Consider the following 12959-nt stretch of genomic DNA (forward strand, 5'->3'; position numbering starts at 1 on the left):
AATGAACCGAATTAAAGAAATCCTCGGCAGCCTGATGCTGACCGAACTGTTCAAGGGTCTGGCCCTGACGGGCCGCTACGCCTTGTCGCGCAAGATCACCGTGCAGTATCCGGAAGAAAAGACGCCGATGTCGAACCGCTTCCGCGGCCTGCACGCGCTGCGCCGCTACCCGAACGGGGAAGAGCGCTGCATCGCCTGCAAGCTGTGCGAAGCGGTGTGCCCGGCGATGGCCATCACGATCGAGTCGGCGCAGCGCGAGGACGGCACCCGCCGCACCACGCGCTACGACATCGACCTGACCAAGTGCATCTTCTGCGGCTTCTGCGAAGAGTCCTGCCCGGTCGACTCGATCGTCGAGACCCACGTGCTGGAATACCACGGCGAAAAGCGCGGCGATCTCTATTACACCAAAGAGATGCTGCTGGCCGTGGGCGACCGCTACGAAGCCGACATCGCTGCCGCACGCGCGGCTGACGCCAAGTATCGTTAAAAGAAAAGGTCCCGTCAGTCATGCAATTCACAACTGGTTTGTTCTACGTCTTCGCGGCCGTCATGGTGCTGTCCGCGCTGCGCGTCATCACTGCGAAGAACCCGGTGCACGCCGCGCTGTTCCTCGTGCTCGCTTTCTTCAACGCCGCCGGTATCTGGCTGCTGCTCAAGGCCGAGTTCCTCGCCATCGTGCTGGTGCTCGTGTATGTCGGCGCCGTCATGGTGCTGTTCCTGTTCGTCGTGATGATGCTCGACATTAACGTCGACCGCATGCGCGAAGGCTTCTGGGGTTACCTGCCGATGGCCTCGATCATCGGCGCGGTGATCGTCATCGAGATGGCGCTGGTGCTGTGGAATGGCTACAGCGGCTTCACCCAGACGCCGGAGGCGGCGCTGCTCAACATCGGCGGCACCAAGGAACTGGGCCTCCTGATCTACACCAAGTACATCTACGGCTTCGAAATCGCCGCCGTGATCCTGCTGGTGGCGATCATCGCCGCCGTGGCGCTGACCCTGCGCAAGCGCAAGGACAGCAAGGCCATCGACCCGGGCGCCGCCGTGCGCGTCCAGCGTAACGACCGCCTGCGCATCGTCAAGATGGCATCGGTGAACCAAGGTGCCATCGACGAAGCGTCGGTGGCCGCTGCGGCCGCCGCGGCAGCGCAGAACAAGGAGCAGAACTCGTGACTTTATCGCTCGCACACTACCTGGTCCTGGGCGCGATCCTGTTCGCGATCTCGATCGTCGGTATTTTCCTGAACCGGAAGAACATCATCATCCTGCTGATGGCCATCGAACTGATGCTGTTGGCAGTGAACCTGAACTTCATCGCCTTCTCGCATTACATGGGCGATGCGGCAGGGCAGATCTTCGTGTTCTTCATCCTGACCGTCGCGGCCGCCGAATCGGCGATCGGCCTGGCGATCCTGGTGGTCCTGTTCCGCAACCTGGACACGATCAATGTGGAAGACCTCGACAGCCTCAAGGGCTGACCGGTCTCGGTTGATTAACAATAACGATTAAGGTTCAACATGGCGGAGCAGCTTTCTTCCTCACTCCTACTCGCGGTGCCCCTGGCGCCGCTGGCGGGTTCGGCAATCGCCGGCCTGCTCGGTACCAAATTTCTTGGTAACGTGGTCGGCCGCAAGGTTTCTCATACGGCGACCATCCTCGGTGTCCTGATCGCCCTGATCATCTCGGTGCAGACCCTGATGGCGGTACTCGACGGCGCGTATTTCAACCAGGATCTGTACACCTGGATGCAGGTCGGCACCGTGAAACTGGCGGTCGGCTTCCAGATCGACACGCTTTCCGCAATGATGATGTGCGTCGTCACCTCGGTGTCGCTGATGGTCCACATCTACACGATCGGCTACATGGCCGAGGACGAAGGCTACAACCGCTTCTTCTCGTACATCTCGCTGTTCACGTTCGCGATGCTGATGCTGGTCATGTCGAACAACTTCCTGCAGCTGTTCTTCGGCTGGGAAGCGGTGGGCCTGGTGTCGTATCTCCTGATCGGCTTCTGGTACACCCGTCCGACCGCGATCTTCGCCAACATGAAGGCCTTCCTGGTCAACCGCGTCGGCGACTTCGGCTTCATCCTCGGTATCGGCCTGCTGCTGGCCGCCTCGGGCACGATGCACTACGGCGAAACCTTCCTGAAGGCCAACGAGCTGGCCGGCATGACCGTGCCTGGCATCGGCTGGCCGCTGCTCACTGCCGCCTGCATCTGCCTGTTCATCGGCGCGATGGGTAAATCGGCGCAGTTCCCGCTGCACGTCTGGCTGCCGGACTCGATGGAAGGCCCGACCCCGATCTCGGCACTGATCCACGCCGCGACGATGGTTACCGCCGGTATCTTCATGGTGGCGCGCATGTCGCCGCTGTTCGAGCTGTCGGACGGCGCGCTGTCCTTCGTCATCGTCATCGGTTCGATCACCGCGCTGTTCATGGGCTTCCTGGGCATCATCCAGAACGACATCAAGCGCGTCGTCGCTTACTCGACGCTGTCGCAGCTGGGCTACATGACCGTCGCGCTGGGCGCCTCGGCATACTCCGTGGCCGTGTTCCACCTGATGACCCACGCATTCTTCAAAGCGCTGCTGTTCCTTGGCGCCGGTTCGGTCATCATCGGCATGCACCACGACCAGGACATGCGCAACATGGGCGGCCTGCGCAAGTACATGCCGATCACCTGGATCACCTCGCTGCTCGGTTCGCTGGCCCTGATCGGTACCCCGTTCTTTTCGGGCTTCTACTCGAAGGACTCGATTATCGAAGCGGTGCACGCCTCGAACATCCCGGGCGCCGGCTTCGCGAACTTCGCGGTGCTGGCAGGCGTGTTCGTCACCGCCTTCTACTCGTTCCGCATGTACTTCATGGTGTTCCATGGCGAATCGCGCTGGAATCACCCGGTCAAGCACAGCGAAGGGCATGATTCGGATGCGCACCATGAGGAAGACGAGCATGGCCACGACGATCACCACCACCACGGCCTGCAGCCTGGCGACAAGCCGCACGAGTCGCCTTGGGTCGTGACCCTGCCGCTGGTCCTGCTGGCGATCCCGTCGGTCATCATCGGTTACCTGGCAATCGGTCCAATGCTGCACGGCGACTTCTTCAAGGACGTGATCTTCGTCGGTGAGAACCACACCGCGATGCGTACCCTGAGCGAAGAGTTCCATGGCGCCGCCGCGATGGCGATCCACGGCTTGCAGACCGCACCGTTCTGGCTGGCCCTGGCTGGTGTGGCCCTGGCCTACTACTGCTACATGGTCAACCCGCGCGTCCCGGCCTGGTTCTATGCCAAGTTCACATTCCTGCACACGCTGCTGGACAACAAGTACTACATGGACAAGTTCAACCAGGCAGTGTTCGCCGGCGGCGCACGCGGTCTCGGTAACGGCCTGTGGAAGGGCGGCGACCGCATGCTCATCGATGGCCTGATGGTCAACGGCAGCGCCAAGATGATCGGCTGGTTCTCGACCGTCACCCGTACCTTCCAGACCGGTTACATCTATCACTACGCGTTCGTGATGATCGTGGGCGTCATGGCGACCCTGCTGTACTTCTTCCCGTTCTGGCGCTAATCACAGGCAAAGAAAAAGACAAATGATGCAGTCTACGATCTCTACATTTCCTCCTTACCTGAGCCTGGCAATCTGGCTCCCGATCCTGTTCGGCCTGCTCGTGCTGGCCGTGGGACGCGACAAGAATCCGGGTGTCAGCCGCTGGCTGTCGCTCGCCGGCGCAGTCGTCAGCTTCCTCGTGACGATTCCGCTGATCACGAACTTCGACAACGCCGCCCACGGCATGCAGTTCTATGAAGTCACGCCATGGATCGGCGCCTTCAACATCTTCTACCGTCTCGGTGTCGATGGCCTGTCGCTGTGGTTCATTCCACTGACCGCCTTCATCAACATCATCGTGATCGTGGCGGCATGGGAAGTCATCGAGGAACGCGTTTCCCAGTACATGGGTTCCTTCCTGATGCTGTCGGGCCTGATGATCGGCGTGTTCGCGTCGCTCGACGGCTTGCTGTTCTACTTCTTCTTTGAAGCCACCCTGATCCCGATGTTCATCATCATCGGCGTCTTCGGCGGCCCGAACCGCGTGTACGCGGCATTCAAGTTCTTCCTGTACACGTTCTTCGGCTCGCTGCTGACCCTGGTCGCGATCATCTACCTGTACAACGTCTCGGGCACCTTCGACATCCAGAAGTGGCACATGCAGCCGCTCGACATGAAGGAACAGATCCTGATCTTCATCGCCTTCTTCATGGCCTTTGCCGTGAAGGTGCCGATGTGGCCGGTGCACACCTGGCTGCCGGACGCCCACGTCGAAGCGCCAACCGGCGGCTCGGTCGTGCTGGCCGCGATCATGCTCAAACTCGGCGCATATGGTTTTCTCCGCTTTTCGCTGCCGATCACGCCGGACGCCTCGCACTACCTGGCCCCGGTCGTCATCGTGCTGTCCTTGGTCGCCGTGATCTACATCGGCCTCGTTGCCCTGGTCCAGAAAGACATGAAGAAACTGGTCGCCTACTCGTCGATCGCCCACATGGGTTTCGTCACCCTCGGCTTCTTCATCTTCAACGACATGGGCGTGCAGGGCGGCATCATGCAATCGATCTCGCACGGTTTCGTCTCGGGCGCGATGTTCCTGTGTATCGGCGTGCTGTACGACCGCATGCACTCGCGTGAAATCGCCGACTACGGCGGCGTCGTCAACACGATGCCGAAGTTCGCCGCCTTTGCCGTGCTGTTCTCGATGGCCAATGCCGGCCTGCCGGCGACCTCGGGCTTCATCGGCGAATTCATGGTCATCCTGGGCGCCGTGCAGTTCAACTTCTGGACCGGCATGCTCGCTGCAACCGCGCTGATCCTGGGGGCCGCCTACTCGCTGTGGATGGTCAAGCGTGTGGTGTTCGGCCCGATCGGCAACAAGCATGTCGCCGAGCTGGTGGATCTGAACAAACGCGAATTCGCGATCCTGGCCGTGCTGGCAATCGCCACGCTGTACATGGGCCTGTATCCAGCACCGATCGCCGAGACGCTGCAAACCTCGGTGGCCGACCTGCTGCAACATGTTTCGGTCAGCAAGCTGCCGCAGCTGCCTCAATAAATCGACATCAACGCCATGAACAACACTTTGCTTGCGACAGTCGACACCAACCTGGTGCCGGTCTACGCCGAAATCTTCCTGCTGATCGCGGCCTCCGCGATCCTGCTGATCGACATGTACCTGAAGGGGTCGCGTCGGGATATCACCTACTACCTGTCGCTGCTGACGATCGTCGGCTGCGCGGTCTTCAGCTGGGCCGACTTCAACGCCGGCACGACGGTCTACACGTTCAACGGCATGTACGTGTCGGACCCGATGGCGAACCTGCTGAAACTGTTCACCTACCTCGCGGTCGGCCTGACGCTCGTGTACTCGCGCCAGTACGCCTCGGAACGGGGAATGCTGTCGGGTAACCTGGGCGGCGAGTTCTACGTGCTGGCGCTGTTCACGATGCTGGGCCAGATGATCATGATCTCGGGCAACAGCATGCTGTCGATCTACCTGGGCCTGGAACTGATGTCGCTCGCGCTGTATGCGCTCGTCGCCTTGCGTCGCGACCATGCGACCTCGACCGAAGCGTCGATGAAATACTTCATCCTCGGTTCGCTGGCCTCCGGCTTCATGCTCTACGGTATCTCGATGATCTACGGCGCCACCGGTTCGCTGAACCTGCCGGACATCGCTGCCAGCGCCGCAGGCGGCGCAAACCGGACGATGCTGGTCTTCGGCCTGGTGTTCCTGGTTGCAGGCATGGCCTTCAAGCTGGGCGCGGTGCCATTCCACATGTGGGTGCCGGACGTCTACCAGGGTTCGCCAACGGCAGTGACCTTGCTGCTGGGCGCGGCGCCAAAGCTGGCCTCGTTCGCGATGGTGCTGCGTATCCTGGTCGAAGGCCTGGGTGAGCTGGCCTATGACTGGCAGCAGATGCTGCTGGTGCTGGCCGTGCTGTCGCTGGCCATCGGCAACCTGACCGCCATTGCGCAGACCAACATCAAGCGCATGCTGGCCTATTCGACCATCGCGCAAATGGGCTTCGTGCTGCTGGGCATGTTGTCCGGTGTGGTTGGCGACGACAGCAGCAACATGGCGGCCGCCTACAGCGCCGCGATGTATTACTCGATCACCTATGTGCTGACGACCCTGGGCAGTTTTGGTTTGATCATGATGCTGGCGCGTTCGGGCTTCGAAGCCGAGCAGATCGCCGACTTCAAGGGCCTGGGCCGCCGCAGCCCGTGGTTCGCGGTCGTCATGACGATCCTGATGTTCTCGCTGGCCGGCGTGCCGCCGATGATGGGCTTCATGGCCAAGTGGGCAGTGCTGCAAGCCGTCGCCAACACCGGCGCCGTCTGGCTGGCAGTGATCGCGGTGATGTTCTCGCTGATCGGCGCCTTCTACTACCTGCGCATCGTCAAGACGATCTGGTTCGACGAAGCCGCCGATACCAGCCCGATCGTCACGCCAACCGACATGCGGGTTGCATTGTCGCTCAACGGTGTGATGGTGGTGGTGCTGGGCCTGGTCCCGGGCGCGCTGCTGAGCGTGTGCCTGCAGGCCATGCAGTTGACCCTCAAGTCGTAATCTCTTGGACATCTCGTTCGCCACCTGGATCGTTGTCGCCGCCGCCCTGGTGGCGGCCAACCTTCCGTTTGCGAACGAGCGCGTGTTCGGTTTCATTTCGCTGAAACCCGCGCCATCCGGCCAGGCGCGCACCAAGCCTTTTGTGGCGCGCCTGCTCGAGCTCCTTGTTCTATACTTCCTCATCGGCGCAGTCGCATATCTGCTGGAATCGCGCATCGGCAACGTGTTTGCCCAGGGCTGGGAATTCTATGCGGTGACCGGCTGCCTGTTCCTCGTGCTGGCGTTCCCAGGGTTTGTATTCCGTTACCTGAAACGCCGCTGATTGTTCCAATCAAGGCTTCACAGGAGTTACATGGATTCGCATCTGAAGGAAATCCGCCTCGATGGCGAGGTGGCCTATGACGGCAAGTTCCTCAAAGTTTCGCGCGACCGTATCCAGCTGCCGGACGGCAGCATCTCGCAGCGCGAATACATCCGCCATCCCGGCGCCGTCGTGATCCTGCCGCTGTTCGACGATGGTCGCGTGCTGCTCGAGCGCCAGTTCCGCTACCCGAACGATCGCGTGTTCGTCGAATTCCCGGCCGGTAAAATCGATCCCGGCGAGGAACACCTGGCCTGCGCGAAGCGCGAGCTGGAAGAAGAAACCGGCTACACCGCCACCGACTGGCGCCATGTCTGCACCATCCACAATGCGATCGCCTATTCGGACGAGCACCTGGAACTGTTCCTGGCCCGCGGCTTGACCGCAGGTGAGGCAAAGCTCGACGACGGCGAGTTCCTCGAGGTCTTCACCACGACCGTTCCCGAATTGCTCGACATGGTGAAGGCAGGGCAGGTGACCGACGTGAAGACCATCATTGGCGCCTTCTGGCTGGAAAAGATCGTGGGCGGAACCTGGTCGCCCGCATAAGTCATGAAACTGCCGTTTGCGTTGCTGCTCCTCTGCGTTCTTGCACCGGCGAGCGCGCGCACCGCCTTCCAGGTGCGCTGCGAAGACACGATCGGACAAAGCGTCTCGGTTCTGACCTCGCAGCAGAACGGCTACCGGGTCGACAACACGTACTCCTTTCATGGCTTGTCCAGCATGAAGGGCGACCGTACCCCGGGCAGCTATGTGCTGGGGCTGACGCGCACCGAGTCGCGCGTGGCGGTCGGCATCGAAGGGCGCATGCTGAGCGACCCGGCAACCGGTTACGAATGCGTGGCGCCGCGCCTCGAGGTCAGGTTGACCTACCTGCCGATCGTGGTCTACGTCGGCCGCGAATTTGCTCCGGGCACCTGCGCCTACCGCGAAATCCTGGCGCACGAACTGCGCCATCGCGATATCTACCTCGGCTTCCTGCCGCGCGCCGAGAAGGTCGTCAGGGAGGCACTTGCGCGCCGCTTCCAGGGCAAGCCGTTGTATGCGCCTGCAGGCCAGGTTCGCAATTTGCTGCAGCGCGAGATCAATGGCGCCTGGCTGCCGTTCATCAAGAACGAGATGGTCAAAGTCGAGCGCCTGCAAGCTGCAATCGACACGCCGCAAGAGTACGCACGTCTCGGCAAAGTTTGTGCAGGTGAGGTACAGTCGCTTATCAGACCGGCAAAAAGACAACAAACAACATGAATTCCCAGGCACCACGCTACTTCGCCTTGATCCCCGCCGCCGGTGTCGGGGCGCGCATGGCCGCGAGCGGACCGAAGCAATACCTGAAAATCGGCGGCAAACCGATGCTGCGCCACGCCATCGACGCCTTCCTGTTCAGCGAACTGATCGCGCACACCTACGTCGTGGTCAGCGCGGACGATCCGGTCATCGACAGCATCGTGCCGAGCCACGGCGTGACCGTGCTGCGCTGCGGCGGCGACACCCGCATGGAGTCGGTGCGCAACGGCCTGGCGGCGCTTGGCGCCACGCTGCGCGAAAACGACTGGGTGCTGGTGCACGACGCCGCCCGTCCCGGCCTCGATGACGCCCTCATCGAAAAGCTGATCACGACGACCGGTGAACATCCGGTCGGGGGCCTCCTGGCCTTGCCGGTGGTCGACACCGTCAAGCGCAGCATCGCCGGCGAACTCGGGACTGTCGCGCGAGAAGGCCTGTGGCTGGCGCAGACGCCGCAGATGTTTCGCTATAAACTGCTGCGCGAGGCGCTCGCGTTTGCCAGTGACCCGGTGCGCGGACCGGCCCAGTTTACCGACGACGCCTCGGCCGTGGAAGCGCTCGGGCTGTCGCCGAAACTGGTCGTTGGCCACCCACGCAACATGAAAGTCACGCTGCCGTCGGACGTGCGCATCGCCGAGATGTACCTGGCCACGGCCCAACCCGAATTACTATAAGAACACCATGGCACTCGCATCCTACAACCCGACCCCGCCATTTCGCATCGGCACCGGCTATGACTGTCACCGCCTGGTCGAGGGGCGCAAACTGATCGTCGGCGGCGTGACCATCCCGCACCGGCTGGGCCTGTTCGGCCACTCGGACGCCGACGTGCTGCTGCACGCGATCATCGACGCGCTGCTGGGGGCAGCCGCCCTGGGCGACATCGGCAAGCATTTTCCCGACACCGACCCGATGTTCGCGGGCGCCGATTCGCGCACGCTGCTGCGTGAAGCGGCCACCCGCGTGGTCGCGACCGGCTACACCATCGGCAACATCGACGCCACGATCATCGCCCAGCAGCCAAAGATGGCGCCGCACATCCCGCACATGGTCTCGCGCATCGCCGAGGACCTGGGCGTGTCGCCGCAGCAAGTGAACATTAAGGCCAAGACCAACGAAAAACTCGGCTACCTGGGCCGGGAAGAGGGCATGGCAGCGGAAGCAGTCGCCATGCTGATCCGCGCGAGCACTTGACGCTCTAATGTAAGCAATCGGGAGGACGACCTCCCCCCATCGTGGAAAGCACTCCCGGGACGGCCCGGCTCTTTCAAGGAGCTGAAATGGCCTGGACCATGCTGGTTGTCGCAGGAATACTCGAAGTCGTGTGGGCGTACGCCATGAAGCAGTCGGATGGCTTCACGCGCCTCCTGCCCTCGCTCGTCACGCTGGTCGTGATGGTGGCGAGTTTCGCCTTGCTGTCGGTCTCGATGCGGACCATTCCCCTTGGTACGGCCTACACGGTATGGACCGGCATCGGCGCGGTGGGTGCGTTTATCGTCGGCATCACCGTGCTGGGCGAACAAGTCAATGCCACGCGCATCCTGGCCGCCGTGCTGATCGTCTGCGGCCTGGTGTTGATGAAGCTGTCGGCGGAGTAATCCGTGGCCCCGCCAGCAAGACCCGCGCTTCGTTGTTAAACTCTCATTCCAATTCCGCCTGCATGCGCACGCGGCAATAATAACGGGATGATGATGAGCACCCACACCGACATGTCGCCGCGCGCCGCCTGGCTCCTGATCCTTGCCGCCAGCGCGATCCTGATGATCACGATGGGCGCGCGCCTGACGACCGGCCTGTTCCTCTCGCCCCTGAATACCGCAACCGGCCTGGGCGTGGCGACAATCAGCTTCGCGCTGGCCGTGGGCCAGTTCATGTGGGGCGCCTCGCAACCGGTGTTTGGCGCCATTGCCGACAAGTACGGACCGGCGCGGGTGATCGTGATCGGCGCGCTGCTGCTGGCGGGCGGGCTGGCGGCCACGCCTTTCGTGAGTTCGGAATGGGGCCTGCTGCTGACCATGGGGGTGCTCTCCGCGGCGGGCGCCGGTGCCGGCAGCTTTTCGATCCTGATCGGCGCTACCGCCCAGCGCCTGCCGCCCGCACGCCGCCCCTTCGCCTCGGGTTTCATCAATGCCGGCGGCTCCTTCGGCCAGTTCGTCTTCTCGCCGCTGATGCAATTCCTGATTGCCGGACCCGGCTGGATCATCGCCATGTTCACGATGGCGGCCACGACCTTGCTGACCATTCCGCTGGCCTGGCTGATGCGTGGACGCAAACCGGCGCAGCCGACCGTCGCGGCGGCCGGTGCTGCACCCATCGTCGGCATCGGCCTGACCCAGCAGCTGAGGGAAGCGCTGCGCGACCGCAGCTACCTGTGCCTGCATGCGGGCTTTTTCACCTGCGGCTTTCATATCGCCTTTCTCGTGACCCACTTGCCGGGGGAGGTCGCGCTGTGCGGCCTGCCGGTCGGCGTGGCCGGCACCGCGCTCGGATTGATCGGCCTGTTCAATATCGCAGGCAGCCTCACCGCCGGCGCGTTGTCGACACGCTATCGCATGAAAAACCTGCTGGCGCTGATGTACTTCAGCCGTGCCGTGATCATCGCCCTGTACCTGCTGGCGCCGAAGACGGCGTTCACCTTTTATGTGTTCGCCGGCGCGCTCGGCTTCACCTGGCTGGCCACAGTGCCGCCCACCGCCGGCCTGGTCGGTAAACTGTTCGGCACGCGCTACCTGGCCACGCTGTTTGGCCTGACGCTGCTGTCGCACCAGATCGGCGGCTTCTTCGGCGCCTGGCTCGGCGGCCTGTCGTTTGTCCGCTTCGGCGACTACAGCTGGATGTGGTACGCCGACATCGCGCTGGCACTGGCGGCGGCCCTGGTCAACCTGCCGATCCGCGAAGCGCCGGTGGTACGCCCCGGCGTGCCGCTGGCGAAGGCTTGACGCATGGCGCGCGACAGCTGGGCCTACCGCGAGGTGGCCGTGCACTCGGTGCCTGACCCGCGCAGCGGCCGCTTGCGCATCCGCCCGATGCCGGGCCAGGCCTTTGCGCCCTCGATGCGGGTCCAGTGCGCGCGCGCGTTGAGCGACCCGGCACGGTACCCGGCCGGCACCCGTTTCCTCCTCAACGCCAAGCTCAGCGACCGGCTCGGCGGCGAGCCTTTCCTGTTCGCCTGGCATGGCGACAAGGTAGAGGTGCTCAGTGCGGCGCAGGCGCGCACGTTTCTCGCGGCATTCCGGCGCGGCCGTATTTGAATGGCGGTTACCATCGACATTTTGACAACACAGAAAGAGGATCGCATGACATCGAAAAAAATCGCAATCATCGTGGGCAGCCTGCGCAAGGACTCGTACAGCGGCAAGCTGGCGAAGGTCATGACTGAGCTCGCCGAAGGCAAGCTGGACATGGAAATCGTCGAGATCCGTGACCTGCCGATGTATGACCAGGACATCGACACCGCGACCCCACCGCCGGCCTTCACCGCCTTTCGCGAGCGGATTCGCGCCGCCGACGGCATCCTCTTCATCACGCCGGAATACAACCGCTCGGTGCCGGGCGCGCTGAAGAACGCGATCGACGTCGGCTCGCGCCCCTACGGCAAGGCTGCCTGGACCGGCAAGCCCTGCGCCATCGTCAGCCAGTCGCCGGGCGCGCTCGGCGGCTTCGGCGCCAACCACCACCTGCGCCAGATGCTGCCTTTCCTGGCCATGCCGGCCATGCCTTCACCGGAAGCCTATCTGGGCGGCATCGCCGACAAGTTCGACGGCGACACCCTGACCGACGCGTCGCTACGTGCATTTTTGCAAACTTTCGTCGACGCGTTTGCGGGTTGGGTGGAACGTCAGGCCGGCTGATTTCTCCAGGGAACTGGTTCCATGCACAGTGCTTATCTTCTTGTTATTGACTGCGCACGTTTGATCTAGCGCAAACAGTCGACCTCGTGCTGCCCTAGCCTTGATGCTTCGTTCAAAGGCGCCCGTCCTTCCCGGACATGGCGCCTCCGGACGAAACTCCGGCGCGGGCCTCTGGGCCATGCGCCGGACTACTCAAATAACCACTACCCATGAAGAGGCCACGCATGTATCCATTTTCACAATCGATCACCCCTGCAGTGCGTACCCATCTGGACGCCCAAACCGCGTTCATGAACGACATGTCGAAGTCGCTGTTCCAATCCTTCCAGCAGATGTGCAACCTGAACATCCAGCTGGTGCAGACCATGCTCGAGGAAACGGCGCTGGCAAGCCAGCAGATCCTGACGGCCGATCGCCAGAGCGAAGTTTTGAGCGCCGCCGCCTCGCGCGCCCAGCCCGCCACTGAAAAGCTGCGTGCTTACCAGCAGCACATCTCGCGCGTTGCAGCCGACGCCCAGGTCGAACTGGCACGCGTGACTGAACAGCACGTGCAGAAAACGACCCAGACCGCGCGCCAGCTGGCCGACGAGGTGTCGCGCAATGCGACCGAAGAAACCCAGCGCGGCCTGCGCCAGGGTCAGGACACGCTGCAGCGCTTCGTCGATCCGTTCAAGACCGGCAACGGCCATGACCGTGCCCAATCGGGTGCCCCAGCCGGCGCGAGCATGCAAAGCGGCGGCGCCGGATCGAGCCAGGGCAGCACTTCCGCGAAGCCGGAAGGCACCCCAAGCGGTTCCCAGACCGGGAAGGGCGCGCAGCACAACACGTAA

16 protein-coding genes are annotated in these 12959 nt (G+C 62.7%); all 16 read left to right on the forward strand.

Going from position 1 to position 12959, the window contains the following annotated elements:
* The first annotated feature begins 1 nt into the window (after position 1).
* The 16 genes from nuoI (at position 2) to ACHAC9_RS06600 (ending at position 12959) form a co-directional block, all read left to right on the forward strand.
* On the forward strand, positions 2 to 490 hold the full coding sequence (gene nuoI, locus ACHAC9_RS06525; RefSeq protein ID WP_290423001.1) for an NADH-quinone oxidoreductase subunit NuoI: 489 nt from the start codon (positions 2 to 4) through the stop codon (positions 488 to 490).
* 20 nt (positions 491 to 510) lie between these two features.
* Positions 511 to 1176 carry an NADH-quinone oxidoreductase subunit J gene (locus ACHAC9_RS06530; protein WP_435758336.1) on the forward strand — a complete coding sequence of 222 codons (666 nt, stop codon included), beginning with the start codon at positions 511 to 513 and terminating at the stop codon, positions 1174 to 1176.
* Complete coding sequence (nuoK, locus tag ACHAC9_RS06535; protein ID WP_435758338.1) at positions 1173 to 1481, forward strand: NADH-quinone oxidoreductase subunit NuoK; 309 nt, start codon at positions 1173 to 1175, stop codon at positions 1479 to 1481. Before ACHAC9_RS06530 ends, nuoK begins: the two co-directional genes overlap by 4 nt.
* Positions 1482 to 1520: 39 nt before the next feature.
* Positions 1521 to 3581: an NADH-quinone oxidoreductase subunit L gene (nuoL, locus tag ACHAC9_RS06540; RefSeq protein WP_435758340.1), complete on the forward strand. Its 2061-nt coding sequence runs from the start codon at positions 1521 to 1523 to the stop codon at positions 3579 to 3581.
* Between the two features lie 22 nt (positions 3582 to 3603).
* The gene (locus ACHAC9_RS06545; protein WP_435758342.1) at positions 3604 to 5115 is read left to right on the forward strand and encodes an NADH-quinone oxidoreductase subunit M; all 1512 of its coding nucleotides are present in this window, start codon (positions 3604 to 3606) and stop codon (positions 5113 to 5115) included.
* Positions 5116 to 5130: 15 nt separating this feature from the next.
* The gene (nuoN, locus tag ACHAC9_RS06550) at positions 5131 to 6633 is read left to right on the forward strand and encodes an NADH-quinone oxidoreductase subunit NuoN (protein WP_435758344.1); all 1503 of its coding nucleotides are present in this window, start codon (positions 5131 to 5133) and stop codon (positions 6631 to 6633) included.
* Positions 6634 to 6637: 4 nt separating this feature from the next.
* Entirely contained in the window at positions 6638 to 6955 is a 318-nt protein-coding gene (locus tag ACHAC9_RS06555; RefSeq protein ID WP_435758346.1) for a DUF2818 family protein, read from the forward strand.
* A 30-nt stretch (positions 6956 to 6985) separates the two neighbouring features.
* Entirely contained in the window at positions 6986 to 7543 is a 558-nt protein-coding gene (locus ACHAC9_RS06560) for an NUDIX domain-containing protein (RefSeq protein ID WP_435758348.1), read from the forward strand.
* A 3-nt stretch (positions 7544 to 7546) separates the two neighbouring features.
* On the forward strand, positions 7547 to 8239 hold the full coding sequence (locus ACHAC9_RS06565; RefSeq protein WP_435758350.1) for a hypothetical protein: 693 nt from the start codon (positions 7547 to 7549) through the stop codon (positions 8237 to 8239).
* Positions 8236 to 8952 (forward strand): 2-C-methyl-D-erythritol 4-phosphate cytidylyltransferase, encoded by a 717-nt coding sequence (gene ispD / locus ACHAC9_RS06570; protein WP_435758352.1) that lies wholly within the window; start codon positions 8236 to 8238, stop codon positions 8950 to 8952. Before ACHAC9_RS06565 ends, ispD begins: the two co-directional genes overlap by 4 nt.
* Before the next feature lie 7 nt (positions 8953 to 8959).
* Positions 8960 to 9472 (forward strand): 2-C-methyl-D-erythritol 2,4-cyclodiphosphate synthase, encoded by a 513-nt coding sequence (gene ispF / locus ACHAC9_RS06575; RefSeq protein ID WP_435758354.1) that lies wholly within the window; start codon positions 8960 to 8962, stop codon positions 9470 to 9472.
* 86 nt (positions 9473 to 9558) lie between these two features.
* Positions 9559 to 9876 (forward strand): DMT family transporter, encoded by a 318-nt coding sequence (locus tag ACHAC9_RS06580; RefSeq protein ID WP_435758356.1) that lies wholly within the window; start codon positions 9559 to 9561, stop codon positions 9874 to 9876.
* Between the two features lie 93 nt (positions 9877 to 9969).
* A complete protein-coding gene (locus ACHAC9_RS06585; protein ID WP_435758358.1) occupies positions 9970 to 11217 on the forward strand; it encodes an MFS transporter in 1248 nt (415 codons plus the stop codon).
* A gap of 39 nt (positions 11218 to 11256) precedes the next feature.
* Positions 11257 to 11529, forward strand: coding sequence for a hypothetical protein (locus tag ACHAC9_RS06590; protein WP_435758360.1), 273 nt, complete (start codon positions 11257 to 11259; stop codon positions 11527 to 11529).
* A 45-nt stretch (positions 11530 to 11574) separates the two neighbouring features.
* Positions 11575 to 12129: an NADPH-dependent FMN reductase gene (locus ACHAC9_RS06595; protein ID WP_435758362.1), complete on the forward strand. Its 555-nt coding sequence runs from the start codon at positions 11575 to 11577 to the stop codon at positions 12127 to 12129.
* A 224-nt stretch (positions 12130 to 12353) separates the two neighbouring features.
* A complete protein-coding gene (locus tag ACHAC9_RS06600; RefSeq protein ID WP_435758364.1) occupies positions 12354 to 12959 on the forward strand; it encodes a phasin family protein in 606 nt (201 codons plus the stop codon).

It is taken from the genome of Massilia sp. CMS3.1, from assembly GCF_051262535.1.
Lineage (GTDB): Bacteria > Pseudomonadota > Gammaproteobacteria > Burkholderiales > Burkholderiaceae_D > Telluria.

Coding starts and splice junctions, on each gene's coding strand:
- ACHAC9_RS06580 (WP_435758356.1), top strand. CDS start 9,559: ATGGCCTGGACCATGCTGGTTGTCGCAGGAATACTCGAAGTCGTGTGG.
- nuoL (WP_435758340.1), top strand. CDS start 1,521: ATGGCGGAGCAGCTTTCTTCCTCACTCCTACTCGCGGTGCCCCTGGCG.
- ACHAC9_RS06600 (WP_435758364.1), top strand. CDS start 12,354: ATGTATCCATTTTCACAATCGATCACCCCTGCAGTGCGTACCCATCTG.
- ispF (WP_435758354.1), top strand. CDS start 8,960: ATGGCACTCGCATCCTACAACCCGACCCCGCCATTTCGCATCGGCACC.
- ACHAC9_RS06585 (WP_435758358.1), top strand. CDS start 9,970: ATGAGCACCCACACCGACATGTCGCCGCGCGCCGCCTGGCTCCTGATC.
- ispD (WP_435758352.1), top strand. CDS start 8,236: ATGAATTCCCAGGCACCACGCTACTTCGCCTTGATCCCCGCCGCCGGT.
- ACHAC9_RS06595 (WP_435758362.1), top strand. CDS start 11,575: ATGACATCGAAAAAAATCGCAATCATCGTGGGCAGCCTGCGCAAGGAC.
- nuoI (WP_290423001.1), top strand. CDS start 2: ATGAACCGAATTAAAGAAATCCTCGGCAGCCTGATGCTGACCGAACTG.
- ACHAC9_RS06565 (WP_435758350.1), top strand. CDS start 7,547: ATGAAACTGCCGTTTGCGTTGCTGCTCCTCTGCGTTCTTGCACCGGCG.
- ACHAC9_RS06560 (WP_435758348.1), top strand. CDS start 6,986: ATGGATTCGCATCTGAAGGAAATCCGCCTCGATGGCGAGGTGGCCTAT.
- nuoN (WP_435758344.1), top strand. CDS start 5,131: ATGAACAACACTTTGCTTGCGACAGTCGACACCAACCTGGTGCCGGTC.
- ACHAC9_RS06530 (WP_435758336.1), top strand. CDS start 511: ATGCAATTCACAACTGGTTTGTTCTACGTCTTCGCGGCCGTCATGGTG.
- ACHAC9_RS06545 (WP_435758342.1), top strand. CDS start 3,604: ATGATGCAGTCTACGATCTCTACATTTCCTCCTTACCTGAGCCTGGCA.